Genomic DNA, 25,093 nt, shown 5'->3' with positions numbered 1-25,093 from the left:
GTCAGAACTTCAACAGGTTGGCGTCGTCGACCGAGGTCGACCGGCGGGCACGGAAGATCGTCATGATGATGGCAAGGCCGACAACGACTTCGGCGGCGGCGACCACCATGGTGAAGAACGCGATCACCTGTCCGTCGAGGTTGTCGTGTAACCGGGCGAAGGTCACGAACGCCAGATTCACCGCGTTGAGCATCAGCTCCACGCACATGAACACCACGATCGCGTTGCGGCGCAACAACACTCCCGCGGCGCCGATGGTGAACAGCAGCGCAGACAGGAACAGGTAGTTCTGGGGGTTCACCGCTTGCCTTCCTCGTCGGCCGTCGGGTTGTCGTCGCTGATCTTGTCCGCGTGCAGCGTGCCGACCGAGGCCACGGCGGCTTCGGTGTGGGCGCGGGTGCGGCGGTGACGCAGGATCGTGCTCACCGAGAGTTCGGCGAAGGAGCCGTCGGGGAGTTGGGCGGGGCTGTCGACGGCGTTGTGTCGCGCGTAGACGCCAGGTGTCGGCAGCGGAGTGGCCCGTTCGCCCGCGGTGCGGAAGCGGTCGCGCGACATTTCGCGCTGCCCGCGTTTGGGGGTGAACTGTTCGCGGTGAGCCAGCACCATCGCACCGATCGTGGCCGTGATCAGCAGTGCGCCGGTGAGTTCGAAGGCCCACACGTAGCGCAGGAAGATCAACTCGGCGAGTTCGGCGATCACGTCTCGGTCTCCGAAACCGCGGCCGGGGAAGCTCGTTCCGCTGTCGCGCAGGGCCGCCCCGATGCCGCCGATGAACAGCAACCCGAATCCGACCCCGACGACCGCGGCGGCGATGCGCTGCCCGCGCAACGTCTCCCGCAGCGATTCCGCGGAGTCGACGCCGACGAGCATCAGCACGAACAGGAACAGCATCATCACCGCGCCCGTGTACACCACGATCTGCACCACGCCGAGGAACAGCGCGCCCTGGGCGATATAGAACACCGCGAGCGCGATCATGGTGGCGGCCAAGCACATCGCCGAATGCACGGCCTTGGCCGCGGTCACCATTCCCAGCGCGCCGAGCACCGTGATCGGGGCGAGCACCCAGAACAGCACGCCCTCACCGGTGGAGGTGGCGGCGACTTCGGCGGCCAGCATGTGTGCGGTGCTCATCGCAGGACCTCCTGCTCCGACGGTGCCGGACCGACCCGGCCCAGGTAGTAGTCGGCCGCGTCGGTGCCCGGTGCCATCGGGTGCGGCGCGGGGGTCATCCCCGGCTGCATGGGCGCCATCAGCTGGTCCTTCTCGTAGATGAGATCGGCGCGGTTGTCGTCGGTGAGTTCGTATTCGTTGGTCATCGTCAGCGCGCGCGTCGGGCAGGCCTCGATGCACAGGCCGCAGCCGATGCAGCGCAGGTAGTTGATCTGGTAGACGCGCCCGTACCGTTCACCGGGGGAGAAGCGTTCCTCCTCGGTGTTGTCGGCGCCTTCGACGAAGATCGCGTCGGCCGGGCACGCCCACGCGCACAGCTCGCAGCCGATGCACTTCTCGAGTCCGTCCTCGTAGCGGTTGAGCTGGTGGCGACCGTGATAGCGCGGTGCGGTCGGCACCTTCTCCTCGGGGTAGGACTCGGTATTGGGCTTTTTGAACATGGTGGCCGCGGTGACCGCGAAACCGGCGAGCGGTTCGAACAGGCCGATCTGGGGTTGGTCGTTCGCGGGCCGCGCAGGCATCGGCGGGACCGGGAAACCTAGGAACACCGACGAGGTCGATGGTTCCTGTGGCGGCAAGGGCGGCAGACCCTTGCTGCGCCCGGCGCGCAGGAACATCGCGATCATCGCCGCGGTGATCACCACACCCACACCGACCAGGATCAGGTTCTGTCCGGGCAGGCCTTCGAGGTCGAGCACCCGGGCACCGGCCACGATCATCACCCACACCAGCGAGGTGGGGATGAGCAGTTTCCAGCCGAGGTTCATGAACTGGTCGTAGCGCAGGCGGGGCAGGGTGCCGCGCAGCCAGACGAACACGAACAGGAACGTCCACACCTTGAGGGTGAACCACAGCAGCGGCCACCAACCGGAGTTGGCGCCCTCCCACAGGCTGATCGGGAACGGTGCCCGCCAGCCGCCGAGGAACAGGGTGGTCGCCAGCGCCGACACCGTTGCCATGTTCACGTATTCGGCGAGCATGAACATCGCGAACTTCAGCGACGAGTACTCGGTGTGGAAGCCGCCGACCAGTTCACCTTCGGCTTCGGGCAGGTCGAAGGGCGCCCGGTTGGTTTCGCCGACCATCGACACGCAGTAGATGAGGAACGAGGGCAGCAGCAAGAAGACATACCAGGTGCCTTCCTGCGCGCCGACGATCTCGGAGGTCGCCATGGTTCCCGACAGCAGGAACACCGTGGCGAAGGTCAGCGCCATCGCGATCTCGTAGGAGATCACCTGCGCGGTCGAGCGCAGGCCGCCGAGCAGCGGGTACGTCGAACCCGACGACCAACCGGCCAGCACGATGCCGTACACGCCGATGGAGGTGATGGCGAGGATGTAGAGCACGGCGACCGGCATATCGGTGAGCTGCAACGCGGTCTGCGTCCCGAAGATCGACACCTCCGGGCCCATCGGGATCACCGCGAACGCCATGAACGCCGGGATCACCGAGATGATCGGGGCGATCACGAAGATCGGCTTGTCCACGATCGCCGGGATGATGTCTTCCTTGAGCGCCATCTTCACACCGTCGGCGACCGACTGAAGCATGCCGCCGGGGCCGATCCGGTTCGGACCGACCCGCATCTGCATCCACGCGACGACTTTGCGTTCGGCGTACACCGCGATCAACGGCACCAGCATCAGGTAGACGAACACGCCTAGTGCCTTGACCACCACCAGCCACAGCGGGTCGGTGCCGAAGACAGGTCCGGCCTCGGCCGCGAGGAATAGCACTCGATCACTCATGACGGTGTTCCTTCATCCTCTCGTCGGCGCGACGCACGCGCACCACGGCGCCGGGTGTCACACCGAGTTCGGCGGCGACCGTCGAGCCGGGCGAATGCAGCGGCAGCCACACCACCCGGTCGGGCAGGTCCGTGATCATCAGCGGCACCGAGATCTCACCGCGGTCGGTGGAGACGATGACGTGATCGGCATCGTCGGCTTCGATCTCGGCGGCGGTCGCGGCCGAGAGCCGAGCGACCGGCGGGCGGGCGATGCCGGCGAGGTTGGGTTCACCGTCTTGCAGGCGACCGGCGTCGAGCAGCATCCGCCACCCGGCGAGTACCGCTGTTCCGGGGCCAGGGGCGGGGCGGGTCTGGCTGGTGAGTTCCGGCGCCGGGATGGGTTCGCCCGTCCACGGGCCGAGCGCGTCGAGTTCGGTGCGCGCGGCGGCGGGGTCGGGCAGGTTGATCGAGACGCCCATCTGCGCGGCCAGTGAGTGCAATACCCGCAGGTCCGACAAGGGGGCGGCGACGCGGCGGGTGGTGTCGAGCGAGGCCGCGGTGAAGGGGCGCGGTCGGCCTTCCCAGGTGCGGAAGGTGCCGGACTTCTCCATCGCGGTCGCGACCGGGAAGACGACGTCGGCGCGTTCGGTGACGGCACTGTGCCGCATTTCGAGGCTGACGACGAACCGGGCCGCGTCGATGGCGGCCAGTGCGGCCGCAGGGTCGGGCATATCGGCCGGGTCGACACCGCCGATCACCAGCGCACCCAACTGGGCGGCGCTCGACAGGATCGCGGTGGCATCGCGGCCCACCGTGACCGGGAGCTCTCCGGACTGCCACCGGTGTCGAACCTGTTGGCGCGCGGCGGGATCCACCACGGGCCTGCCGCCGGGCAACAGAGCGGGCAGTGCGCCCGCTTCCAGTGCGCCGCGTTCGCCCGCGCGGCGTGGCACCCATGCCAGCGCGGCGCCGGTGGCATCGGCCAGGCGGGTCACCGCCGACAGCGCGCCGGGGCTGCCCGCGAGCCGTTCGCCCGCCATGATGACCGCGCCGGGGGTGTTCAGCAGCGTCATGAGTTCGGTGGCATCGGCCGAGGTTTCGGCCATGATCGAGGTGATGACATCGGCTTCGCCGCAGGGCGGGGTCTGGATGAGCGCGCCCGACATGCGTTCGAGGCCGCGAGACGCGAACGGTGCCAGCGAGACCACCCGCTGCCCGCGCGTCCGTGCAGCCTTGCGTAGCCGCAGGTAGACGATCGGCGATTCTTCTTCCGGTTCGAACCCGACCAGCAGTACGACGGGAGCACGGTCCAGCGCTGCGAAGTCGACCTGGACACCGCGTCCGGCGATGCGGGCGGCGAGGAAACGTTCTTCCTCTTCCGAGTGCACCCGGCTGCGGAAGTCGATGTCGTTGGTAGCGAGGACCATGCGCGCGAACTTGCTGTACGCGTAGGCCTCTTCCTCGGTGACTCGGCCGCCGACGAGTACCCCGGCATTGCCGATCGCGGCCTTCAAGCCCGCGGTGGCGGCGGTGAGGGCTTCGGGCCAGGAGGCAGGGGCGAGGACGCCGTCCCAGCCGCGCACCATCGGTGTGGTGAGGCGGTCACGTTCGGTGGCGTAGGCGAAGGCCCAGCGACCCTTGTCGCAGTTCCATTCCTCGTTGACCTGCGGATCGTCACCGGCCAAGCGGCGCAACACTTTTCCACGGCGATGGTCGGTGCGTTGCGCGCAGCCGGAGGCGCAGTGCTCGCAGACGCTGGGGGTGGAGACCAGGTCGAACGGGCGGGCCCGGAAACGGTAGGAGGTGCCGGTGAGCGCGCCCACGGGGCAGATCTGCACGGTGTTGCCGGAGAAATAGGAGTCCAGTGGTTCGGCCTGGGCGGTGCCGACCTGTTGCAGCGCACCGCGATCCATCAGTTCGATGAACGGGTCACCGGCGACCTGCTGGGAGAACCGGGTGCAGCGTGCGCACAGCACGCACCGCTCCCGGTCCAGCAGCACCGCCGTGGACAGCGGAATCGGCTTCGGGTAGGTCCGTTTCTCCCCGTCGAAGCGGGATTCGGCGCTGCCGGTGGACATCGCCTGGTTCTGCAGCGGACACTCGCCGCCCTTGTCACAGACCGGGCAGTCCAGCGGATGGTTGATGAGCAGCAGCTCCATCACCCCGCGCTGGGCCTTCTCGGCGACCGGCGAGCTGATCTGGGTGCGCACGATCATGCCGTCGGTGACGGGGATCGTGCAGGAGGCGACCGGCTTTCGCTGCCCTTCGACTTCGACGAGGCACTGCCTGCACGCGCCGACGGGGTCGAGCAGGGGGTGGTCGCAGAAGCGGGGGATCTGCACGCCGATCAGTTCGGCGGCACGGATCAGCAGGGTGCCGACGGGCACCTCGATGGTGGTGTCGTCGATGGTGACGCTCACCATGTCGGTGGGCACCACTCCGCTGCTGTTGCCTGGCGCGATGGCAGTCATCGGTCCTCCTTCGCTGGTGCCCACACCGTCGAGGCGGCCGGGTCGAACGGGCAGACGCCGAGTCGCTGATGCGCGAGGTATTCCTCGCGGAAGTACTTCAGCGAGGAGAAGATCGGGCTGGCCGCGCCGTCACCGAGCGCGCAGAACGATTTGCCGTTGATGTTGTCGGCGATGTCGGCGAGCTTGTCCAGGTCGGCTTCGGTGCCTTGGCCGGCTTCGAGTCGGCGCAGCAATTGCACGAGCCAGTAGGTGCCTTCACGGCACGGTGTGCACTTGCCGCACGATTCGTGGGCGTAGAACTCGGTCCAGCGAAGGACAGCGCGTACCACGCAGGTGGTGTCGTCGAAGATCTGTAGGGCTTTGGTGCCCAACATGGAGCCGGCGGCGGCGACACCTTCGTAGTCGAGGGCCACGTCGAGGTGTTCGTCGGTGAACATCGGTGTCGACGAACCGCCGGGCGTCCAGAACTTGAGGGTGTGCCCGGCTCGCACGCCGCCCGCGTACTCGAGCAGTTCACGCAAGGTGATCCCGAGCGGAGCCTCGTACTGGCCGGGGCGGGCGACATGTCCCGACAGTGAGTACAGGGTGAAGCCGGGTGACTTCTCGCTACCCATCGAGCGGAACCATTCGGTGCCGTTGCGCAGGATCGAGGGCACGCTGGCAATGGATTCCACATTGTTGACCACCGTCGGGCACGCGTACAGGCCCGCGACGGCGGGGAACGGTGGGCGCAGTCGCGGCTGTCCGCGCCTGCCCTCGAGGGAATCGAGCAGGGCGGTTTCCTCACCGCAGATGTAGGCGCCCGCACCGGCGTGCACGATCAGGTCGAGATCGAAGCCCGAGCCGAGGATGTCGTGGCCGAGCAGGCCCGCCGCGTAGGCCTCGGCGACGGCGGCTTGGAGCCGGCGCAGTACCGGCACCACTTCGCCGCGAACATAGATGAACGCGGTCGCGGCCCGGATGGCATACGCGGCGATCACGATGCCTTCGATGAGGGTGTGCGGGGTGGCCAGCATCAACGGAATGTCTTTGCAGGTGCCGGGTTCGGATTCGTCGGCGTTGACGACGAGGTAGTGCGGTTTCGTCGTGCCGTCGGGGCCGGGGCCCTGCGGGATGAACGACCACTTCATCCCGGTGGGAAAGCCTGCCCCGCCGCGACCGCGCAGACCCGCGTCTTTGACGGTTTGGATCACCTCGTCGGGCGGTATCCGCAGGGCGGCGCGGAGTCCGTCGTAGCCGCCGGTCGCGCGGTAGCTTTCCAGGGTCCATGACCGCGGGGTCGCCCAGTGTTCACTGAGGACGGGGGTGAGCGCCATCATCGCAGTCCCCCTGCCGAGTCATCTTCTGCCGCCGCGGTTTCGAGCCCCGCCAGGGTGGGTGCGCCCGGTGCGCCTTCGAGGGCGCCGGGGCGCTCGTCGGGGAATCCGGCGAGAATCCGGCCGGTCTCGCGGAACGTGCACAGTGGTGCACCGCGGGTCGGGCGGACCTGGTGGCCCGCGCGCAGCGCGTCGGCGATCGCGAGTGCTGATTCGGGGGTCTGGTTGTCGAAGAATTCCCAGTTCACCATCATGACCGGGGCGTAGTCGCAGGCGGCGTTGCATTCGATGTGCTCGAGGGTGATGGCGCCGTCGGAGGTCGTCTCGCCGTGCTTGATATCCAGATGTTGTTGCAGCGCTTCATAGATCGCGTCGCCGCCGAGGATCGCGCAGAGGGTGTTCGTGCACACGCCGACGTGGTAGTCGCCGGTGGGGGTGCGCCGGTACATCGAATAGAACGTGGCGACCGCGGTCACCTCGGCGCCGGTGAGGTTCAAGTGATCGGCGCAGAAGTCGATGCCGGTGCCGGTCACGTAGCCTTCCTCGGCTTGCACCAGGTGCAGCAGCGGGAGCAGCGCGGAGCGGGGGTGCGGATAACGGGTGACGATCTCCTTCGCATCCAGTTCGAGACGTTCGCGCACATGCGGCGGATACGGTTCGGGACGAGTGCTGAGGCTCAGGAGAATCGGTGTGCTGGTGGGGTTTTCGGTGCTCATCGGTCTACTCCGCCCAGTGAGACGTCAGGGCACGAAGGCAGTGCGGCATTCATCGGTCTACTCCGCCCAATGATGAAGTCAGGGCACGAAGGCAGTGCGATACTCCTCATCGGTCTACTCCGCCCATGACGGGGTCGATGCTGGCGACGGAGGCGATGACATCGGCGACCATGCCGCCCTCGCACATCGCTGCCACCGCTTGCAGGTTGGTGAACGAGGGGTCGCGGTAGTGCACCCGGTAGGGCTGGGTGCTGCCGTCGCTGACCATGTGCACACCCAGTTCCCCGCGTGGGGACTCCACCGCCGTATACACCTGTCCCGCAGGCACTCTGATGCCTTCGGTGACGAGCTTGAAGTGGTGGATCAGCGATTCCATGGAGGTGCCCATGATCTTGCCGATGTGCTTGGGCGAGTTGCCGAGACCGTCGGGGCCCAGTTCCAGGTCGGCGGGCCAGGCGATCTTCTTGTCGTCGATCATCACCGGGCCGGGCCGCAGCTTGTCCAAGCACTGTTCGACGATCTTGATCGACTCGGTCATCTCGGCGACCCGGATGATGTAGCGGCCGTAGCAGTCACAGCCGGTGGTGGTCGGGATGTCGAATTCGTAGTTCTCGTAGCCGCAGTACGGATCCGATTTGCGCAGATCGTGCGGCAGGCCGGTGGCGCGCAGCACGGGGCCGGTGATGCCGAGGGCCATGCAGCCGGTGAGATCGAGGTAGCCGATGTCCTGGGTGCGCTTCTTCCAGATCGGGTTGGCGCTGAGCAGGTGCTCCATATCGCGGAGTCGGCCGGGCAGCAGGGCGAGGAGTTCGCGGACCTTGGTGACGCCGTCGTCGGGCAGATCCTGGGCCAGCCCGCCGGGGCGGATGTAGGCGTGGTTCATCCGCAGGCCGGTGATGGTTTCGAAGACGTCGAGGATGAGTTCGCGTTCCCGGAAGCCGAACAGCATCGGGGTGAGCGCGCCCAGTTCCATGCCGCCGGTTGCCAGCGCCACCAGGTGCGAGGAGATGCGGTTGAGCTCCATCAGCAGCACCCGCACCACGGTGGCGCGTTCGGGGATCTGCTCGGTGATGTCGAGGAGTTTCTCCACGCCGAGGCAGTAGGCGGTTTCGTTGAAGAACGGGGACAGGTAGTCCATCCGGGTCACGAAGGTGACGCCCTGGGTCCAGTTGCGGAATTCCAGGTTCTTCTCGATACCGGTGTGCAGGTAGCCGATGCCGCAGCGGGCCTCGGTGACGGTTTCGCCTTCGATCTCGAGGATCAGGCGCAATACCCCGTGCGTGGACGGATGCTGTGGGCCCATGTTCACCACGATGCGTTCTTCGGCGCCGCCGTCGATCACTTCGCTGACCTGGTCCCAGTCCTGGCCTGCGACGGTCACTACCGGTGGTTCGTCGCGGCGGAAGTCGGTGTCGGTCATCAGCTGTAGGTCCTCCGCTCGTCGGGCGGCGGTATGCGCGCGCCCTTGTACTCCACCGGGATCCCGCCGAGCGGGTAGTCCTTGCGCTGCGGATGGCCGCGCCAGTCGTCGGGCATGGTGATGCGGGTCAGGGAGGGGTGCCCGTCGAAGAGGATGCCGAAGAAGTCGTAGGTTTCGCGTTCGTGCCAGTCGTTCGTCGGATAGACCGAGAACAGCGACGGGATGTGCGGATCGGCATCGGGTGCGGACACTTCCACGCGTACGCGCCGACCGTGGGTGATCGACTTCAAGTGATAGACCGCGTGCAGTTCGCGGCCCTTGTCGTCGGGATAGTGCACGCCGTTGACACCGAGGCACAGTTCGAATCGCAGGGTGCTGTCGTCGCGCAGCGTGCTCGCGACGGCGACGAGATGTTCGCGCTTCACGTGCAGGGTGAGTTCGTCGCGGAACACCACGATCTTCTCGATCACGGTGTCGAAGGCGATGACTCGTCCCACGAGTGCGGCGCGCAAGGTGCCGACGAAAGCGTCGAACCAACCGCCGTACGGGGGCGGGGTGCCCGCGGGCAACGAGACCGGGGTGACCAGACCGCCGTAGCCGGACGTATCACCGGTGCCGGTGACGCCGAACATGCCGCGGCGGGTACCGATCACCTCGTCCTCGGCCGGTTTCGGCTGCGGCTGGACGGGTGATTCCTCCGGAACTTCTTGTCCCGCGGGGTTGTCGGTGTTATCGGGGGAATCGAAGGTCATCGCAGCAGCCCCTCCATCCGGATGGTCGGCGTGCTGGCCAACGCGGCCTTTTCGGCGGCGCGGATCGCTTCTTCGCGGTTGACGCCCATCGGCATCTCAGCGATCTTCGCGTGCAACGCCAGGATCGCGTTGAGCAGCATCTCCGGGCGCGGCGGGCAGCCGGGCAGGTAGATGTCGACCGGGACGATGTGGTCGACGCCCTGCACGATGGCGTAGTTGTTGAACATGCCGCCCGAGGACGCGCAGACCCCCATGGCCAGCACCCATTTCGGTTCGGTCATCTGGTCGTAGACCTGCCGCAGCACCGGCGCCATCTTCTGGCTCACCCGGCCCGCCACGATCATCAGGTCGGCCTGACGCGGTGAGGCGCGGAACGCTTCCATGCCGAAGCGGGCGATATCGAATCGTCCGGCACCGGTGGCCATCATCTCGATCGCGCAGCACGCCAACCCGAACGTCGCGGGCCAGACCGAGCCCTTACGCAGGTAGCCGGCGAAATCTTCGACCGTGCTCAGCAGGAACCCGCTGGGCAGTTTCTCTTCGAGACCCATTATTTCCCACTCATTCCCAGCTGAGGCCGCCGCGACGCCACTCGTAGGCGTAGGCGACAGACACATTGACGATGAACAGCGCCATCGCGGCGAGACCGAACAGCCCGAGCGTGTCGAAATGCACCGCCCAGGGGTAGAGGAACACGATCTCGATGTCGAAGATGATGAACAGCATCGCCGTGAGGTAGTACTTCACCGGAAAGCGCTGTCCTGCTGCATTTCCCGGGCCACCGCCGATGGCGTGCGGGGTCGGCTCGATGCCGCATTCATAGGGTTCGAGTTTGGCCCGGTTGTAGCGTTTCGGGCCGATCAGCGACGCCATGATGACGGAGAACACCGCGAACGCCGCGGCGATGGCGCCGAGTACGAGTGCGGGCACCTCGATGTTCACGACTGCACTTCCCCTCCTCGCTGGAGCAGGCCGAGCCGTGTGGCCCGGCCGCGGACGGCAGCTTTCGGCGAGACGGGGCCGACAACGTTGTCCGCCGAACGGGGGCTCGCGCAAGGCTGTGCAGCGATGGCGGAGCGTTATACAAGTGCCCGTGCTCGTGTGAGCTAGAGCACAGAGTACCGCCGTTTCGGGGCTCCGCCGCACGTTTCCGGGGCGGGGTTTGATCGATATCGGTACCGCGATTCATGAGCGATACGGGGGTAATCGCCTACGGGCATGCGGCAGCGAACCGCTGGCGTTACCAGTGGCGATAGGCAGAAAGGTGCGAAGGGGACTATCCGACGGCGTGGGACGATGTCCGGACGCTCCCGGTCAGCGGGCGAGCAGGACCGCCGCGACCGCGTTGGTGAGCTGCATGGCGTCGATCGGGTGCGAGACGGCGGCCTCGGCACGCGACCAGTTGGCCAGCCAGGCGTCATCGGGGCGACCGGTGAGCACGACCACCGGCGGGCACTGATCGATCTCGTCCTTGAGTTGCTTGGCGATGCCGAGGCCACCGGTCGGAGCGGATTCACCGTCGAGGATGGCCAGATCGATCCCACCGGCATCCATCTGCTCGATGACCACCGGCGCGGTAGCGACCTCGAAGAAGTCGAGCTCGGGTAGATCGGCGCGCGGCCTACGACCCAGCGCCAGGATCACCTGTTGGCGGGTATCGGCATCGTTGCTGTAGACCAGCACACGCAGAGGGGTGGAACCATTGGATTCGGCCACGCTCGGATCGTACGTCCGGGGGTGGCGCCACCGTGGCAGGTTCGCCGGATCGACCAGTCGCGCAGTGGTATAGGCGGCGATCAGCGCCTGGCCGGGTCTGCCCACGGCCGTCGCGGTGGTAGATCGAACTCGCTACGGATGCCGGTGAACAACCTCTCGACTTGTGCTCCGTAGGCGATCGCGGCTTCGTTGAGCGCGGAAAGCGCGGCCCTGTAGCGGATCGGCATGTCACACGTGAAAGACCGTGTTGAGCGCGAAGTGTGGCGACTGATCTCACCGTGGTCGTACGGGCTCGGCTTCGGGGTGCGGCGCTACCAGTTGCCGTCTTTGACGGCGTTGTCGCCCAATGGAATCACCGGAAGGCCGTATCCGATGGGTGGATTGGGGTGTTCGTCGGCGAGCCAGTTGCCGGTCGGTTTCACGTCGGCGAGCTCGGTCGAGGGTGGTAGGTCGTCGGCGTCGGCGGCGTAGTAGTCGAACCACGGCAGACCGTTGGCGGCGTAGGCCTGGGCGGTGATCGGGGTCGGGGGTGCGGGTTCGCCGGTGATCTGCTGCCATTCGGCGGCGGAGGCGAGATGGACGAAAATCCTGCCGTCGCTGTCGGGGCGGTAGTCGTCGATGGGGCGGGTATCGGCGTAGATCTCCTGGCGCATCGTGCCACCAGCGCCCAGGCCCATCTTCCTGGCCACGGGCAGACCCGCTGGCGCCGCACCCCGCGAAGGACCGCCGGGCGCGCTGACGGGCACCGGCCCACCATAGGGCGCTGCGCCGGAGGCGGCCGACGCCCACGGCGGTTGGGCGACCGGGGTCGGTGCGGGTCGCAAGCGCTGCTGCCGTGCGCGCTCCTGCTGCTCCCACATTTCTCGCGCGGCGTCGGCCAGCCCGTGCACCGACATCTGCACACCGCCCCACTGTTCGGTGCCGGTGACCTGGCCTTCGACGGTCGCACCGAGACCCATCGGCACCGCGACGAACTGGCGGACGGTCCCCTGTCCTGAATTGATTCCGTCCAGCCACGGCTGTTCGGGCAGCGCGAGGTAGTTCTGCGGGTCTTTCGAGAGCGTGTCGCTCCACGGCTTGCCCGAGACCGCGCAGACTTTGCCGACGGCGACCTTCAGCGCGGTCGGCGCAGTGGCGGAGAAGCGCAACCACATGGCTTCGCGCTGGTAGACCGGCAACATCACCCCACCGCGTTCGCGCCATTCCTCGGGCACGGTGTCGGGGTAGTCGGCGACCCGTCGCAGCGGGAAGGTGCCGAGGCCGGGCGGCAACGGATAGGTGCCCGTTTCCGGCAGTCGCAAGGTCCGTACGAACGTCACCCGGACACCGCCCGGCAATTCGAGCGCGTCCCCCGCCAGTTTCACCGCAGTTGCCATGTCCCACCCCTTCATTCGACTGTCCCCAGGCAGCGACCGCGCCTGGCGACGACCGTACCGCGGCGCCGACAGCCGTCTACCGGGATCAGCTGCTCACTGCGTCGTCCAACTCGGCGAGGAGCCGGGCCTTGGATCGGGCGCCGACGAGGGTGCGCAGTAGTTGGCCGTCGCGGAAGAGCAGCAGCGTCGGCGCCGCCATGACTTGGTAGTTGCGGGCGGTGAGGGGGTTTTCGTCGGCGTTGAGGGTGCGAACGGTGAGGGTGTCCGCGCGTTCGCGGGCGACCTCGGCCAGCACAGGCGCGATCATCTTGCACGAAGGGCACCACGTCGCCCAGACGTCCACGAGGACGAGGCCGGGGTGGGCGAGAACGTCGCGGTCGAATGTTTCATCGGTGACCGCGACGGTGTCGGCGATCGCAGAACTCTGAGTCATCATGATTCCTTTACTCGGTGTGGTTGCTCGACGTGGCCTTCGATCGCCCCGTTGCGGTCTGATGGGGGCTGCCGCGCACAGACCGCCTCCGGCCACGGGAGCATTCGAGTGATGCTGTGGCGGTGCGCGGCGTCGCGGAGTCGATCGGCGAGGGCGTCTCTGCGGGCGGTGAGTGCTTCGATCTCGGTGTTCAGTGCGTCGATGGTGCGCTGGTATTCGGCCAGTGATGCGGGGCAGTCGTCTACGTGTTCGCTGCCTGTGGCCAGGCAGTCCAGGAACGGGCGTGTCTCCTCCACCGGGATTCCCAGGCGATTCAGGGATCGGATTTCCTGCACCAGGCGGACGGTGTGGTCGTCGTATTCACGGAAGCCGTTGGGGTGGCGTTCCGGCGCGACCAGCCCCAGAGCCTCGTACCGCCTGATGGCCTTGGGGCTGAGCTGAGCCAGCCGCGCAAGCTCTCCGATCCTCATGTAGCGAATGTAAACGCTGCCCCCAGGGGCAAGGTCAAGCACGAAGGCCGGTCGAGGTACAGCGGCCGGTGCGGTATGGGATCGCGGGTGGTGTCAGGAGAGTTCACATTGATTGTGGGCGGGTTGTGAGCCATTCTGGAAAGGGCAAGGGACACACCGGATTTCACAGGGGGTTGTTGCCGAATGCCGAATGGGCTGAAAACGCTAACTCGCTACACGATCGAGGAAGAACATCGGCATCCCGGATCGTCGGGGGAATTCTCCGCGCTGGTCAATGTGGTGGCTACGGCGGCGAAGATCATTGCCAATCAGGTGACGCGTGGGGCGATCATCGGGTCGGGGGTCGACGACGAGTCATCGGTGAGTGGGCGGCTCGATGTGCTGACCGACGAGATCATGGTGGGGCAGACGCAGTGGTCCGGGCATTTATCGGGGCTGTTGTCCGAGCAGCACGCGACGGTGTTGCCCGCTGCTCAGCGGAGGGGGAAGTATCTGCTGGCCTATGACGCGTTGGACGGGTCGAGCAACATCGACGTGAATCTGCCGGTCGGTTCGATTTTCAGCATTCTGCGGGCGCCGGACGCGGTGGTCGCCGGCGACGCCGAACCTACCGAGACCGACTTCCTGCAACCGGGTGTGGAGCAGGTGTGCGCGGGGTTCACGCTGTACGGGCCCGCGACCATGCTGGTGCTCACCACCGGCAGTGGGGTCGACGGGTTCACCCTCGATCGGGAGATCGGGGCGTTCGTATTGACCCACCCGCAGATGCGAATCCCGCAGGACACTTCGGGATTCGCGATCAATGCCGCCAATGAGCGGTTCTGGGAGCGGCCGGTGCGCAGGTACGTGCTCGAATGCCTGGAGGGCGTGGAGGGTCCGCGCGGACGCGATTTCAATATGCGGTGGGTGGCGTCGCTGGTGGCCGACACGTTCCACATCCTGACCAGGGGCGGGCTGTATCTGTACCCGCGCGATACCCGCAATCCCGCACTGCCGGGCCGTGTTTCGCTGCTGTACGGGGCGAATCCGATCGCGTTCATCGTCGAACAGGCGGGTGGGGCGGCGACCACCGGGCACGAGCGGATGATGGAGGTTCCCCCGGCCGAGGTACATCAGCGGGTGCCGTTCATCTTCGGTTCCCGCAACGAGGTGCTGCGCATCGAGCGCTATCACCGGGAGCCGGACGCGGGTAAGCGGTTCGACAGTTCACTGTTCGGGACGAGGTCACTGTTCCGTGCGGCCAGGCACGACCAGCGCACGTAGATCCGCTACCGGCCAGCACTTTTCGGGTGATCAGACCGGGTCTTGGTCGCGTTCTTCCTGTTGCCTGCGGGCTTCGCGACGTTGCTGTTCGGCACGCTCGCGCAGGCCGCGCAGGAAAGCCTCGTCGTCGTCGGGATTCGACGCGACCCTGCGCCCTGGGCGGTCGTATTCGCCGAAGCGGGTATTCGACGTGGGCCGCGACTCCCCGACCGGCCTGCCCGCGAACAACCACAGCAGCGCGCCGATCGTGGGGATCAGGACCACGACGATGATCCAGCCCATTTTCGGGAGGTGCCGGATGCCCGCGTCGGGGCTGGTGATGATGTCGACCAGGCAATACACCCACAGGGCGAGAGTCAGAAAGCCGATGACGGCGTAAGGCATTCGGCGATTATTCCATGTCGGCTCGCACGGTCGATCGGTAGTGGTCGGCCACCGCGGTGAAGGCGAGTTTCGGCTCCCATTCCAGGCCTGGATAGGTGTGTCCGGTGTGGTCGAGGACTTTGACGATGCCGTAACTGGCGAGATCGAGGTCGTCTCGGGGGTCGCCGTCGGGGCGGTGCGGCATATCGTAGAGGGCGAACAGGAACACGAAGGCGCTGTCGATACCGCTGTCGTCGAACAGTTCCAGCAGTTCGCGCAGATAGGTGGCCTGGCCCGCTTCGTCGCGGAGGTAGGCCGCGCGCAGGCGAACCGGGCCGGGACCGTACTCGACGATCTCGAGTCCGCGCGCACCGACATCACCCGCGCCCTGGAAGCTCGCGGCACCGAATTCGGTGACGGCCACGGGCTTTCCCTGCGCGACGATGTCTCGGACGCCGTCGGCGAACCGGTCGGCGACCTCGGCTGAGCGGTACAGGTCCAGCGACACGATGTCGAACGGTGTCCAGTCGACCCGTTCCAACGGCACTGCGGCGTAGGTGATCTTGCCGCCGAAGTGTTCACGGACCACCGACACCGCGGTGCCGAGGAAGTCGTTGATCCGTGCGCCCACCTCGGCGACCAATTCCGGGAGGGCGTCCTGCACGGTCAGTGCCGCGACTCGTTCGTCGAGGCTCTCGCCGGGCAGGAAGCCGATGTTCATCAAGCTCAACTCGGCACCGCTCACGAACACCACCTCGGCGCCGCGCTGCCGGATGCGCTCGGCGCGCTCGGCGCAGTCGACGAAGAGGTCGAGCATCTGTGCGGTGGTGCGCTCGAGGGGGTACGGCGAGAACCACACCTCCAGGCCCAGGTCGGCGGCGTAGGTGGCGGTGAGTTCGAGTCGGTTGGGGTCGCCGCCGACGATGCGGACCGCGGTGCAGTGCAGATCGTCGCGGATGATCCGCAGTTCCTGGTGGACGATGTCGGGGTCGAAGTGAGGGCGAGACGACTGGCCGTCACGGATGAAGCCGGTGTCGTAGGTGATTCCGTTGGCGCGCATGATGCGTCCTTCTCGAGCAGGTAAGGTACTGGCCGTACCGTATATCAAGAGTGAGCAGGCCACAAGGATGGTTGCCTAAGGTACTGTCGTACGAAATTCAGAGGAGGTCGCCGATGGCGGACCACGAGAAGTCGGGTGCAACGCGCAGGCGCGGTGCCGAACTCGAGGACGCGATTCTGCGGGCCGCCGCGGCCGAACTCGCCGAGGCCGGCTACGCCGGGCTGACCATGGACAGGGTCGCCCAGCGCGCGGGGACCAACAAGAACGCCATCTACCGGCGCTGGCCGAACCGGCTCGCCCTCGGCATCGCCGCATATCGGCAGTTGGCCACCACCGTAGACGTTCCCGATACGGGTGACCTGCGCGATGACGCCCTCGAATTGCTGCGGCGGGCAAACCGGCATTGGAGTTCTCCACTCGGTGCGATCATGCGCGAACTGCTCGCTGCCGCCGGTGGCGCCGCCGAACTGCTGGCGCAGCTGCCCGAACAGTCCGCCGATGGGACGGCCGCGATGTGGTTGACGGTGCTCGGGCGCGCGGTGGCGCGCGGTGAGGCGCCGCCGGAGTGCCTGCATCCTCGGGTCGCCACGGTGGCGGTCGTGCTGCTGCGCAACGAGTTCGTGCTGCGTGGTGTGCCGCCCGCGCCCGATGATGTGCTGGTCGAGATCGTCGACGAGGTGTACCTGCCGCTGGTTCGCCGACGTGGCTAGTCGGGAAGTAGCGGGACGGAGATGCCTTCGCCGCTGCGCAGGAGTGCGGCGCGGGTGACGGCGGTCGAGCCGAAGCGGCGGCGCAAGTCGTCGAGGGTGGCGTCGAGGGTGTTCTCGGCGCGCGCCTCCAGGGGCAGGGTGAGTTGCATGGTGTCGGCGTCGTCGAGGTTGGTCAGCGAGAGCCCGATCAGGGTGATGCCGCGTTCGGTGATCAGCGGTTGGGCGGTGCGTAGGAGCAGGCGAGCCGCATCGCGGATCGCGGTGGAGGAATCGGTGGCTTCGACGAGGGTGTGCGAGCGGGTGGCCCTGGTGAAGTCGTCGAAACGTAAGCGCAGCACCACTGTTCGGCATACGCGGTCGGCGGCGCGCAGGCGGCGGCCGAGTCGGTCGGTGAGGCCGTCGAGGTAGGCGGCGATCTCTTCGGGCTCGCGGGGGCGGCGGCCGAGGGCGCGTTGAGCGCCGATCGAGCGGCGTCGTTTGCCGGTTTCCACGCGGCGTGGATCGCGCGCCCAGGACAGAGCGAACAGGTGACGGGCCGCGGCGGGACCGAGGATCGCGCGCAGATGGGGTTCGCCGAGTTCGGCGAGCTGGCCGATGCGGGTGATGCCGTTGGCGTGCAGGGTCGCCGACGTGACTTTGCCGACGCCCCATAATCGCTCCACCGGCAGTGGGTGCAGGAAGTCGAGTTCTTTGCCGGGTTCGACGAGTCGTAATCCGTCGGGTTTGGCGACGGCGGAGGCGACTTTGGCGAGGAACTTGTTGCGCGCGATGCCCACCGAGATGGGCAGGCCGACCTGAGCGGCGACCTGCGCGCGCAATCGGTGGCCGATCTCGATCGGCTCCCCGTTGATCCGGCGTAACCCACTGACATCCAGGAACGCCTCGTCGATCGAGATCCCCTCCACCACCGGGGTGGTGTCGTGAAATACCGCGAACACCGCCTTGCTCGCCTCGGCATAGGCCGACATCCGCGGCGGCACGACGATCGCGTGCGGACACAACCGCAATGCCTGCCCCGCGTTCATGGGAGTGCGGATACCGAACGCCTTGGCCTCATAGCTGGCCGCCAGCACCACCCCGCCGCCCACGATGACCGGTTTGCCGCGCAGCCACGGCTGATCACGCTGTTCGACCGAGGCGTAGAACGAGTCGAGGTCGGCGTGCAGGATCGAGGCTTCGGCGCGGGACTGGATACGCGGGGCGGCGGAATCGGACACGAACATATGTTCGCATCGGGGTATGACGAGTTCTGTCGGTCAGGGCGCGGCGGTAGTCCTGGTGCGCAAATTTTCGGCGAACGCGCGGGCAGCGGTGAGGTCGGCGGCGTCGGGGTGGCCTTTGTGGATTCCGCCGACCAGGCGCAGCGGTAGCACGGTGTCGAAGCCGCGGCAGCCGAAGGCGTCGATCACGTCGAAGCCCTTGCGCTCGATGTCACGGGTCAAGGTGGTGACATAGCGGCGAATCGGTGTTTCCGGGAACCCGCTGGTGCGGAAGACGAACGCCTTGCCCTGGTGCCCGGTCGGCAGCGCGTCGACGAATCGGCGCAGTTCCGGGTGGAAAGCCATGTTGTAGATTCCCGAACCGAAGCCGACGAGGTCGCAGTCGGCGAGCTCGGCCGGGTCGACGTCGGCGGGGGCGATGACCCGGCCGCCGAGCACCTGGTTCATGGCCTCGGCGACGCGCTGGGTGTTGCCGTGCGACACCGACTTGCACACGAGGATGACCTTCATGGGGATGGTCCTTTCGTTCCGCTGCACTTGCTGGACACTCTCGGAGACACCGCTCGGGGTCCCAGCGTGACACGCCCGCTTTGCGTCCTCGGTCACAGCACGCGATCAGGGCAGGTCGGCGGAGATGTCGAGGGACCGGATGACATCGACCGTCTGCAGTTTGTCGGGATTGCGGACCGCGTAGAGGCCGGTGATGAGGTCGTCGGTCACCTCGACCACCAGCACCGTGTCCAGGTCGCCGTTCGTCGACCGGGCGAGCACCGCGGGTTGGGCGTTGAAACTGCCGAATTCGACAGTCGCGCCCGCCATCGAGTTCTGTGTCAGCCCGATCATGAACCGCGCGACGGACTCGGCGCCGATGATCGGGCGGCGTGCGGCGGTGACGCGGCCACCGCCATCGGAGATCTCGACGACGTCGGGAGCGAGCACTGCCAGCAGGGCGCCGACATCGCCGGTGTGGGCGGCGAGCAGGAAACGGCCGATCACCGCCCGACTGGTGTCGGAGTCGGGTTGGAAGCGTCGTCGCCGAGCCGCGACATGCGCGCGGGCACGGTGGGCGATCTGTCGCACGGCGGTGTCGGATTTGTCGATCATGTCCGCGATCTCGCGGTGGCTGTGTCCGAACACTTCCGACAGGACGAACACCGCACGCTCGGTGGGTCCGAGGGTTTCCAGCACGAGCAGCATCGCCATCGACACCGACTCCGCCAGCAACACGTCGTGGCCGGCATCGGGGGTGGTGCGGATCGGTTCGGGCAGCCAGGTGCCGAGGTAGTCCTCGCGGCGCCGCCGGACCGAGCGGAGATGGTTGATCGCCTGACGGGTGACGATCTGAACCAGATACGCGCGCGGATGCGTCACCTCCGTCGCCTCGCGCCAGCGCAGGTAGCTGTCCTGCAACACATCTTCGGCATCAGCGGCGCAGCCCAGGATTTCGTAGGCGATCGTGAACAGCAGTGGCCGGAACGTGGTGAACGTGTCGAGCTCGGTCATCGGGCCAACCTCATACGCCGATGATTCCGGGCGACATCGAGTCGGCGCAACCACGTCGACACGCACTGGTGGTCAAGAACCTTCCCGGTTCGCCCCGCCGAACCAGACCGGCAGGTGGGCGAGCAGACCCTGTTGGTCGTCCCCGACCCACGCCACATGCCCGTCCGGGCGAAGCAGTACCGCGGGGGCGTCGAGCTCTTCGCTGACATCGACGATGTGGTCGACGCGGTCCGCCCATCCCCGCACCGACAGGCGCCCGGTCTGGTCGAGCAACAGCCCGCGGCCCGCGTGCATGTGTGCGTAGAGGCGACCGCGTTTCAAGGCGATGTCGCGCAGTCGTCGACCGAGCAGGGGATCGCCCTCGCCGAAGTCGTAGCGGATGCCGATGGCGATGATCTTCTCGGTGAGATAGCGACTCACGTCGTCGAAATCCATCAGTTGCGACACCAGCTTGCGCACCGCCTGCGGACCCGGGTCCAGCGACATCAGCGCCATCTGGGCCCGGGTGTTGTCGAGCACGTCGGCGGCCACCGGGTGACGTTCGATCTCGTAGGTGTCGAGCAGGCCCGGTGGCGCCCATCCGTTGATCTCCGCGGCCAGTTTCCAGCCGAGGTTGAACGCGTCCTGGACGCCGAGGTTGAGGCCCTGTCCACCGGCGGGCGGGTGGATGTGGGCCGCGTCGCCTGCCAGCAGCACGCGACCGACGCGGTAGTGCTCGGCCTGACGGGTGCCGTCGCCGAACCGCGACAGCCACCGTGGCGAGTGCACCCCGAAGTCGGTTCCGGCGGTGGCGACGAGCTGCTGTTTGAATTCGTCGAAGCTGGGTGCGGCCGTACGGTCCTCGGCGACGCCGTCCGCGGGGGTGACCACGCGGTAGACCCCGCCGCCCAGCGGCATCGCACCGAAGCGCAACTGGGTCTTGCGGACTTCGGCCATCACCTCGGTGATCGTTTCCGGTGACGCGGTCAATTCCATTTCACCGAGCAGTGTCTCGACCCGGCTCGGCTCACCGGGAAACGCGACGCCGAGCAGCCTGCGCACGGTGCTGCGGCCGCCGTCGCAACCGACGAGGTAGCGCGCCCGCAACTGTGTGCCGTCAGCCAGTTCGACCGTGACCGCGTCGTCGTGCTGACCGAATCCGACCACTTCGGTGCCACGCCGGATCTCGACCCCGAGCTCGGTGGCGTGCTCGCTGAGCAGCTGGTCGGTGAGGGGCTGTGGGATGCCGAGAACGAACGGGTGGGCGGTGTCGAGTCGCTCGGGTGCGGGTTTGGGGATGCCGGCGAAGAAGCCGCCGACCGGGTGCTTGCGGCCGAGCGCGAGAAACCGGTCGAGCAGGCCGCGCTGGTCCATGATTTCGATGCTGCGCGCGTGCAAACCGAGCGAACGAACGATCTTCGTCGGCTCGGCATCCTTTTCCAGCAGCACCACACGCACCGCGTGCAACCTCAACTCGGCGGCCAGCATCATGCCGGTCGGTCCACCGCCTGCCACGATCACGTCGATCATCGAATACTCCCCTTCGACCAGATATCCGCAGGTTGCGGGCTCGCCGAGAGATTGTGCAGCACGACCGGGGCCTTGCCGCAAGCCCCGGGGTGCGCTATAGATTAGAGGTGGCAAGGAGTGGATTTCCCTCCTTGCCATTGCCATGCTCGCGACTCTCACCGAGGTCGTGCCGGTACTGTGAAGCCGGTTCGGGCAAGGTGAAGGAGTCGGTCGGCGGTGCGTGGTTTCGGGGATCTCGAGGCAGTGCTGATGGATCGGCTGTGGGATCGCGATGTGGACACGACCACGGTGCGCGAACTGTTCGACGAACTCGCGACCGAGCGCGACATCGCCTACACCACCGTGATGTCGACCATGGACAATCTGCACCGCAAAGGCTGGCTGGCCAGAGAGCGTGCGGGGCGCGCGTACCGGTACTGGCCGACAGTGACCCGCGAGGAATACAGCGCCCGGCTCATGCACGAAGCGCTCGGTGTCGGCGGCCGATCCGACCTGGTTCTCAACTTCTTCGTCGACCGGATCAGCGAGGACGAGTTCGCGGGATTGCGTGCGGCCTTGCGCCGCGTCGCCACCCGCCGCAGCGAGGCGAGCTGACCCGAACGTGTCGGAGTGATCTGATCTGATGGGGACGTCCAACGGGATCGGTCACGGGGATGGGGACGCATGCTGAGTGTCGGATGGGATCAGGTGTTCGCCTGGCGGCTGGGTCGTCAGTTCGTCGCGGCACCGACCGGGGGCTCCGCGGAGGATGTCGCGGCCAGGTTGGCCGGGGTGCAGGCGCAGGTGGCGTCGGCGGCGGAGACGGCTGTCGCGGTACGGAGTTCCGATGCCCGCGCAGTCGGTGTCGGAGAGGCGTTGGGCGCGGGCACGCTGATGAAGACCTGGGCGATGCGCGGAACTCTGCACGCGATGGTGCCCGAGCAGGCAGCGGCGGCGCTGTCGCTGATCGGCTCGGCCCGCACGTGGGAGAAACCGTCCTGGCAGAAGACTTTCGGTGCGACCCCCGAGCAGGTGGCCGCCCTGGTGGAGGTGGTGTCCGGTGTCCTGGCCGATCAGGTCCTGACCCGTGACGAACTGGTCGAGGCGGTGCTCGCCGAACCCGGCTTCGCCCATCTCGGCGAGCAATTGCGGTCCGGGTGGGGTGCGGTGCTCAAACCGTTGGCCTGGCAGGGCGCGCTGTGCCACGGTCCCGCCCGCGGCAGCAAGGTCACCTTCACCGCACCGGCCGGCCTGACCACCCAATGGAAGGGCTTACCCGAACCCGAGAGCGCCGCACCGACGCTGATCAGCGCCTATCTCGGCGCGTACGGTCCCGCGACGCCGGAGGCGTTCGACGCGTGGCTCAGCCGCAACAGCGTGCGCAAGACCGTGGTGCGTGGCTGGTTCGCGGCCATGGGCGAGGCACTGACCGAGGTCGACGTCGAGGGTCGGATCGGCTGGATTCCGAGCGAGTTCGCCGATGATCTCGCCTCGGCGACCCTCGACGGCGGCGTCCATCTGCTCGGCCCGTTCGACCAGTACGTGTTGGGGCCCGGTACCGGCGACACCGTGCTCCTGCCCGCCGAGCACCGGTCGAAGGTGAGCAGGACGGCGGGCTGGATCTCTCCGCTGGTGCTGCTCGACGGCCGGATCGCGGGCACCTGGGAACAGGTCGACGACGAGCTCGTGGTGTCGATGTTCGACGGGCGCAAAATCCCGAAGCGCACGCTGTCCGCGGCGGTGACTCGGTTCGCCGAGGCGACCGGCGCACGCGGGCTCGGCGTGCGCGTCGGCTGAGATTTCGGATACTCCGGACGCCGAACCAAGCGCTTGCTACGGTGGCTCGATGATCCCCACGATCGTCTGGGGCACCGGAAATGTCGGCCGCGCGGCCATCCGTGCCGTGGCTGCCCATCCGGCGCTCGTTCTCACCGGGGTGCTCGTGCACAACCCCGACAAGGTCGGCCGAGACGCGGGCACGCTCGCGGGCCTCGACACCGAATTGGGGGTGGCCGCCAGCGACGACATCGACGCGCTCCTCGCGGCCGGTCCGCGGGCGGTGGTGTACGCGGCTTCCGGGGAGATCCGGCCCGATGACGCGCTCGCCGACATCGTGCGAGCCATCCGCGTCGGGGCTGTCGTCGTCACCCCCGCGCTCTACGCCCTCTACGACCCGCGCAACGCACCGGCCGAAATGCGCGAACCGGTACTGGAAGCCATTGCCGCGGGCGGTGGTTCGCTGTTCGTCTCCGGCGTGGATCCCGGTTGGGGCAACGATGTGCTGCCACTGTTGATCAGCGGGCTCGCCGCCACCGTCGACGTGGTGCGTTGCCAGGAGATCTTCGACTACTCCACCTACGACCAACCCGACTCGGTGCGCTATCTCGTCGGCATGGGACAGCCGATGGACTACCAACCGCCGATGCTGATGGCGAGCGTGCCGACGATGGTGTGGGGCGGCCAGATTCGGCTGATGGCCAGGGCATTGGGTGTCGAACTCGACGAGATCCGCGAAACCGTCGACCGGCGCGCCCTCGACTCGACGGTGCAGACCATCCGGATGGGGGCCTTCGACGCGGGCACGCAGGGGGCGGTGCGGTTCGAGGTGCAGGGCATCATCGACGGTCGGGCGCGCATCGTGATCGAGCATGTCACCCGCATTCATCCCAGCTGCGCACCGGACTGGCCGACACCGCCCGACGGCGACGGCGCCCACCGGGTGATCATCGAGGGTTCGCCGCGCATCGAGGTCAGCGTGGAAGCGACCGATGAGGGCGGCAATCGCGCGGCGGGCGGAAACGCCACGGCGGTGGGACGTTTGGTCAACGCCATCGACTGGCTGGACGAGGCGCCGCCCGGTCTCTATGACGCACTCGATGTGCCGCTGCGTGCCGCGGTCGGCAAACTCGGAAGGACACCACGATGATCATCGATATTCCCGAGGGCAAAGATCCCATCGGTTATGTGTGGGGCGAGATGGTGCCCGGCATCGGCGTCGCCGCGGCGGCGTTCTCGCTGTCGGTCTACGAGCACTCCACTCTCGGCCTACGTGAGTTCGAAGCGGCCCGGTTGCGGATCGCCCAGATCAACGGGTGCCTGTTCTGTCAGGACTGGCGCACCGAACGCGACGGGCTCAAGGTCGAAGCGGAATTCCCCGACGCGGTCACGCACTGGCGTGACACCGACCGGTTCGACGAACGCACCCGGCTGGCCGCCGAATACGCCGAGCGCTATGCCACCGACCATCACGGCCTCGACGACGAATTCTGGGTCAGGATGTTCGCTGAGTACTCCCAGGCCGAGGTGGTGGAGCTGAGCATGAGCATCGGTTCCTGGCTGGCCTTCGGACGCCTCAATCGAGTTCTCGGGCTGGACACCGTGTGCGTGCTGCCCGGGCACTGACCGCCGGCTGCGCCAGACATCGCACCGCATTACCACCGGCTGTGTGCCAGACGCTGAGCAACACTGTCGCACCGATCCCGATTATGCTGCGGGCCGTGGTGGAACCTGCGCAACAGCAGCTCATCGATACGGTGGCCTGGGTGCTGATCGAGAACGGTCGCATCCTGTGCGCCCGTCCACGCGGCAAGGACGTGTTCTTCATTCCCGGCGGCAAACGCGAAGGCGCCGAGACCGACCTGCAGACGCTGGTCCGTGAGGTCGCCGAGGAACTGACCGTCGAACTCACGCCGGACAGCGCCGTCCACGTCGGCACCTACGAGGCCGCGGTCGCCGACGGGCACGACACTGTGGTCCGGATGGCGTGCTACACCGCCGACTACCGCGGGGTGCTCACGGCCAGCAGCGAGATCGAGGCGCTGGCCTGGTTCGGGTTCGGCGACCGCGATCTGGTCCCTCCGGTCGACCAGCTGCTGTTCGACGACCTCGCGGCGGCCGGGTCACTGCGGTGATCG

Annotated in this window: 27 protein-coding genes; 7 read left to right on the top strand and 20 right to left on the bottom strand. The window is 67.2% G+C overall.

Annotation, left to right across the window (positions count from 1 at the left end; all coding sequences use genetic code 11):
- Position 1: 1 nt before the first annotated feature.
- From nuoK to IBJ82_RS24490, 14 genes are all read right to left on the bottom strand, one after another.
- On the bottom strand, positions 2-301 hold the full coding sequence (nuoK, locus tag IBJ82_RS24555) for an NADH-quinone oxidoreductase subunit NuoK (protein WP_056819797.1): 300 nt from the start codon (positions 299-301) through the stop codon (positions 2-4).
- Complete coding sequence (locus IBJ82_RS24550; protein WP_194828314.1) at positions 298-1,134, bottom strand: NADH-quinone oxidoreductase subunit J; 837 nt, start codon at positions 1,132-1,134, stop codon at positions 298-300. The genes nuoK and IBJ82_RS24550 overlap by 4 nt, the downstream gene beginning before the upstream one ends.
- A complete protein-coding gene (gene nuoH / locus IBJ82_RS24545; RefSeq protein WP_194828313.1) occupies positions 1,131-2,921 on the bottom strand; it encodes an NADH-quinone oxidoreductase subunit NuoH in 1,791 nt (596 codons plus the stop codon). The genes IBJ82_RS24550 and nuoH overlap by 4 nt, the downstream gene beginning before the upstream one ends.
- Complete coding sequence (locus IBJ82_RS24540; RefSeq protein ID WP_194828312.1) at positions 2,914-5,373, bottom strand: NADH-quinone oxidoreductase subunit G; 2,460 nt, start codon at positions 5,371-5,373, stop codon at positions 2,914-2,916. Before IBJ82_RS24540 ends, nuoH begins: the two co-directional genes overlap by 8 nt.
- Positions 5,370-6,689 carry an NADH-quinone oxidoreductase subunit NuoF gene (gene nuoF, locus IBJ82_RS24535; protein ID WP_194828447.1) on the bottom strand — a complete coding sequence of 440 codons (1,320 nt, stop codon included), beginning with the start codon at positions 6,687-6,689 and terminating at the stop codon, positions 5,370-5,372. Before nuoF ends, IBJ82_RS24540 begins: the two co-directional genes overlap by 4 nt.
- Positions 6,689-7,405, bottom strand: coding sequence for an NADH-quinone oxidoreductase subunit NuoE (gene nuoE / locus IBJ82_RS24530; protein ID WP_194828311.1), 717 nt, complete (start codon positions 7,403-7,405; stop codon positions 6,689-6,691). The genes nuoF and nuoE overlap by 1 nt, the downstream gene beginning before the upstream one ends.
- Positions 7,406-7,511: 106 nt before the next feature.
- Entirely contained in the window at positions 7,512-8,825 is a 1,314-nt protein-coding gene (gene nuoD, locus IBJ82_RS24525; RefSeq protein ID WP_194828310.1) for an NADH dehydrogenase (quinone) subunit D, read from the bottom strand.
- The gene (locus IBJ82_RS24520; protein ID WP_194828309.1) at positions 8,825-9,577 is read right to left on the bottom strand and encodes an NADH-quinone oxidoreductase subunit C; all 753 of its coding nucleotides are present in this window, start codon (positions 9,575-9,577) and stop codon (positions 8,825-8,827) included. Before IBJ82_RS24520 ends, nuoD begins: the two co-directional genes overlap by 1 nt.
- Complete coding sequence (locus IBJ82_RS24515; RefSeq protein WP_101468016.1) at positions 9,574-10,128, bottom strand: NADH-quinone oxidoreductase subunit B family protein; 555 nt, start codon at positions 10,126-10,128, stop codon at positions 9,574-9,576. The genes IBJ82_RS24520 and IBJ82_RS24515 overlap by 4 nt, the downstream gene beginning before the upstream one ends.
- Positions 10,129-10,138: 10 nt before the next feature.
- Entirely contained in the window at positions 10,139-10,519 is a 381-nt protein-coding gene (locus tag IBJ82_RS24510; protein ID WP_194828308.1) for an NADH-quinone oxidoreductase subunit A, read from the bottom strand.
- A gap of 372 nt (positions 10,520-10,891) precedes the next feature.
- A complete protein-coding gene (locus IBJ82_RS24505; protein WP_131816457.1) occupies positions 10,892-11,293 on the bottom strand; it encodes a response regulator transcription factor in 402 nt (133 codons plus the stop codon).
- A gap of 311 nt (positions 11,294-11,604) precedes the next feature.
- Positions 11,605-12,669, bottom strand: coding sequence for a hypothetical protein (locus IBJ82_RS24500; protein ID WP_194828307.1), 1,065 nt, complete (start codon positions 12,667-12,669; stop codon positions 11,605-11,607).
- An 85-nt stretch (positions 12,670-12,754) separates the two neighbouring features.
- Positions 12,755-13,102, bottom strand: a complete 348-nt coding sequence (trxA, locus tag IBJ82_RS24495) for a thioredoxin (RefSeq protein WP_194828306.1) — start codon at positions 13,100-13,102, stop codon at positions 12,755-12,757.
- Positions 13,102-13,572: a MerR family transcriptional regulator gene (locus tag IBJ82_RS24490; protein WP_194828305.1), complete on the bottom strand. Its 471-nt coding sequence runs from the start codon at positions 13,570-13,572 to the stop codon at positions 13,102-13,104. The genes trxA and IBJ82_RS24490 overlap by 1 nt, the downstream gene beginning before the upstream one ends.
- A 183-nt stretch (positions 13,573-13,755) precedes the next feature.
- Here IBJ82_RS24490 and IBJ82_RS24485 point away from each other — a divergent pair, with 183 nt between their 5' ends.
- A complete protein-coding gene (locus tag IBJ82_RS24485; protein ID WP_194828304.1) occupies positions 13,756-14,835 on the top strand; it encodes a class 1 fructose-bisphosphatase in 1,080 nt (359 codons plus the stop codon).
- A gap of 30 nt (positions 14,836-14,865) precedes the next feature.
- Here IBJ82_RS24485 and IBJ82_RS24480 read toward each other — a convergent pair whose 3' ends face one another.
- A complete protein-coding gene (locus IBJ82_RS24480; protein ID WP_194828303.1) occupies positions 14,866-15,219 on the bottom strand; it encodes a PLD nuclease N-terminal domain-containing protein in 354 nt (117 codons plus the stop codon).
- A gap of 7 nt (positions 15,220-15,226) precedes the next feature.
- Entirely contained in the window at positions 15,227-16,258 is a 1,032-nt protein-coding gene (locus IBJ82_RS24475) for a hypothetical protein (protein ID WP_194828302.1), read from the bottom strand.
- Between the two features lie 113 nt (positions 16,259-16,371).
- Here IBJ82_RS24475 and IBJ82_RS24470 point away from each other — a divergent pair, with 113 nt between their 5' ends.
- The gene (locus tag IBJ82_RS24470; protein ID WP_194828301.1) at positions 16,372-16,968 is read left to right on the top strand and encodes a TetR/AcrR family transcriptional regulator; all 597 of its coding nucleotides are present in this window, start codon (positions 16,372-16,374) and stop codon (positions 16,966-16,968) included.
- Here the strand turns inward: IBJ82_RS24470 and dinB are convergent.
- From dinB to rox, 4 genes are all read right to left on the bottom strand, one after another.
- On the bottom strand, positions 16,965-18,191 hold the full coding sequence (dinB, locus tag IBJ82_RS24465; protein WP_194828300.1) for a DNA polymerase IV: 1,227 nt from the start codon (positions 18,189-18,191) through the stop codon (positions 16,965-16,967). The genes IBJ82_RS24470 and dinB overlap by 4 nt on opposite strands.
- Before the next feature lie 33 nt (positions 18,192-18,224).
- Positions 18,225-18,698: a flavodoxin family protein gene (locus tag IBJ82_RS24460; protein ID WP_194828299.1), complete on the bottom strand. Its 474-nt coding sequence runs from the start codon at positions 18,696-18,698 to the stop codon at positions 18,225-18,227.
- Positions 18,699-18,803: 105 nt separating this feature from the next.
- A complete protein-coding gene (locus IBJ82_RS24455) occupies positions 18,804-19,691 on the bottom strand; it encodes an RNA polymerase sigma-70 factor (RefSeq protein WP_194828298.1) in 888 nt (295 codons plus the stop codon).
- 72 nt (positions 19,692-19,763) lie between these two features.
- Complete coding sequence (gene rox / locus IBJ82_RS24450; protein WP_194828297.1) at positions 19,764-21,200, bottom strand: rifampin monooxygenase; 1,437 nt, start codon at positions 21,198-21,200, stop codon at positions 19,764-19,766.
- Positions 21,201-21,416: 216 nt separating this feature from the next.
- On the opposite strand from rox, the gene IBJ82_RS24445 reads away from it, so the two are divergent.
- From IBJ82_RS24445 to IBJ82_RS24425, 5 genes are all read left to right on the top strand, one after another.
- Entirely contained in the window at positions 21,417-21,794 is a 378-nt protein-coding gene (locus tag IBJ82_RS24445; RefSeq protein ID WP_357213769.1) for a BlaI/MecI/CopY family transcriptional regulator, read from the top strand.
- Between the two features lie 69 nt (positions 21,795-21,863).
- Entirely contained in the window at positions 21,864-22,976 is a 1,113-nt protein-coding gene (locus IBJ82_RS24440) for a winged helix DNA-binding domain-containing protein (protein ID WP_194828296.1), read from the top strand.
- A 49-nt stretch (positions 22,977-23,025) separates the two neighbouring features.
- Positions 23,026-24,105, top strand: coding sequence for a dihydrodipicolinate reductase (locus IBJ82_RS24435; RefSeq protein WP_194828295.1), 1,080 nt, complete (start codon positions 23,026-23,028; stop codon positions 24,103-24,105).
- Complete coding sequence (locus IBJ82_RS24430) at positions 24,102-24,581, top strand: carboxymuconolactone decarboxylase family protein (protein ID WP_194828294.1); 480 nt, start codon at positions 24,102-24,104, stop codon at positions 24,579-24,581. The genes IBJ82_RS24435 and IBJ82_RS24430 overlap by 4 nt, the downstream gene beginning before the upstream one ends.
- A 95-nt stretch (positions 24,582-24,676) precedes the next feature.
- Positions 24,677-25,090, top strand: coding sequence for an NUDIX domain-containing protein (locus tag IBJ82_RS24425; RefSeq protein ID WP_370585452.1), 414 nt, complete (start codon positions 24,677-24,679; stop codon positions 25,088-25,090).
- The last annotated feature ends 3 nt before the right edge of the window (positions 25,091-25,093 follow it).

The sequence above is a fragment of the Nocardia sp. XZ_19_231 genome (genome assembly GCF_015355705.1).
Lineage (GTDB): Bacteria > Actinomycetota > Actinomycetes > Mycobacteriales > Mycobacteriaceae > Nocardia > Nocardia salmonicida.
This window is presented reverse-complemented; position numbering and strand designations above follow the sequence as displayed.

Coding starts and splice junctions, on each gene's coding strand:
- IBJ82_RS24440 (WP_194828296.1), top strand. CDS start 21,864: ATGCTGAGTGTCGGATGGGATCAGGTGTTCGCCTGGCGGCTGGGTCGT.
- IBJ82_RS24520 (WP_194828309.1), bottom strand. CDS start 9,577: ATGACCTTCGATTCCCCCGATAACACCGACAACCCCGCGGGACAAGAA.
- IBJ82_RS24485 (WP_194828304.1), top strand. CDS start 13,756: ATGCCGAATGGGCTGAAAACGCTAACTCGCTACACGATCGAGGAAGAA.
- IBJ82_RS24455 (WP_194828298.1), bottom strand. CDS start 19,691: ATGACCGAGCTCGACACGTTCACCACGTTCCGGCCACTGCTGTTCACG.
- IBJ82_RS24490 (WP_194828305.1), bottom strand. CDS start 13,572: ATGAGGATCGGAGAGCTTGCGCGGCTGGCTCAGCTCAGCCCCAAGGCC.
- nuoF (WP_194828447.1), bottom strand. CDS start 6,689: ATGGCGCTCACCCCCGTCCTCAGTGAACACTGGGCGACCCCGCGGTCA.
- IBJ82_RS24480 (WP_194828303.1), bottom strand. CDS start 15,219: ATGCCTTACGCCGTCATCGGCTTTCTGACTCTCGCCCTGTGGGTGTAT.
- nuoD (WP_194828310.1), bottom strand. CDS start 8,825: ATGACCGACACCGACTTCCGCCGCGACGAACCACCGGTAGTGACCGTC.
- IBJ82_RS24550 (WP_194828314.1), bottom strand. CDS start 1,134: ATGAGCACCGCACACATGCTGGCCGCCGAAGTCGCCGCCACCTCCACC.
- IBJ82_RS24515 (WP_101468016.1), bottom strand. CDS start 10,128: ATGGGTCTCGAAGAGAAACTGCCCAGCGGGTTCCTGCTGAGCACGGTC.
- IBJ82_RS24540 (WP_194828312.1), bottom strand. CDS start 5,373: ATGACTGCCATCGCGCCAGGCAACAGCAGCGGAGTGGTGCCCACCGAC.
- IBJ82_RS24500 (WP_194828307.1), bottom strand. CDS start 12,669: ATGGCAACTGCGGTGAAACTGGCGGGGGACGCGCTCGAATTGCCGGGC.
- IBJ82_RS24460 (WP_194828299.1), bottom strand. CDS start 18,698: ATGAAGGTCATCCTCGTGTGCAAGTCGGTGTCGCACGGCAACACCCAG.
- trxA (WP_194828306.1), bottom strand. CDS start 13,102: ATGACTCAGAGTTCTGCGATCGCCGACACCGTCGCGGTCACCGATGAA.
- rox (WP_194828297.1), bottom strand. CDS start 21,200: ATGATCGACGTGATCGTGGCAGGCGGTGGACCGACCGGCATGATGCTG.
- IBJ82_RS24470 (WP_194828301.1), top strand. CDS start 16,372: ATGGCGGACCACGAGAAGTCGGGTGCAACGCGCAGGCGCGGTGCCGAA.
- IBJ82_RS24430 (WP_194828294.1), top strand. CDS start 24,102: ATGATCATCGATATTCCCGAGGGCAAAGATCCCATCGGTTATGTGTGG.
- nuoH (WP_194828313.1), bottom strand. CDS start 2,921: ATGAGTGATCGAGTGCTATTCCTCGCGGCCGAGGCCGGACCTGTCTTC.
- IBJ82_RS24475 (WP_194828302.1), bottom strand. CDS start 16,258: ATGCGCGCCAACGGAATCACCTACGACACCGGCTTCATCCGTGACGGC.
- IBJ82_RS24435 (WP_194828295.1), top strand. CDS start 23,026: ATGATCCCCACGATCGTCTGGGGCACCGGAAATGTCGGCCGCGCGGCC.
- dinB (WP_194828300.1), bottom strand. CDS start 18,191: ATGTTCGTGTCCGATTCCGCCGCCCCGCGTATCCAGTCCCGCGCCGAA.
- nuoE (WP_194828311.1), bottom strand. CDS start 7,405: ATGAGCACCGAAAACCCCACCAGCACACCGATTCTCCTGAGCCTCAGC.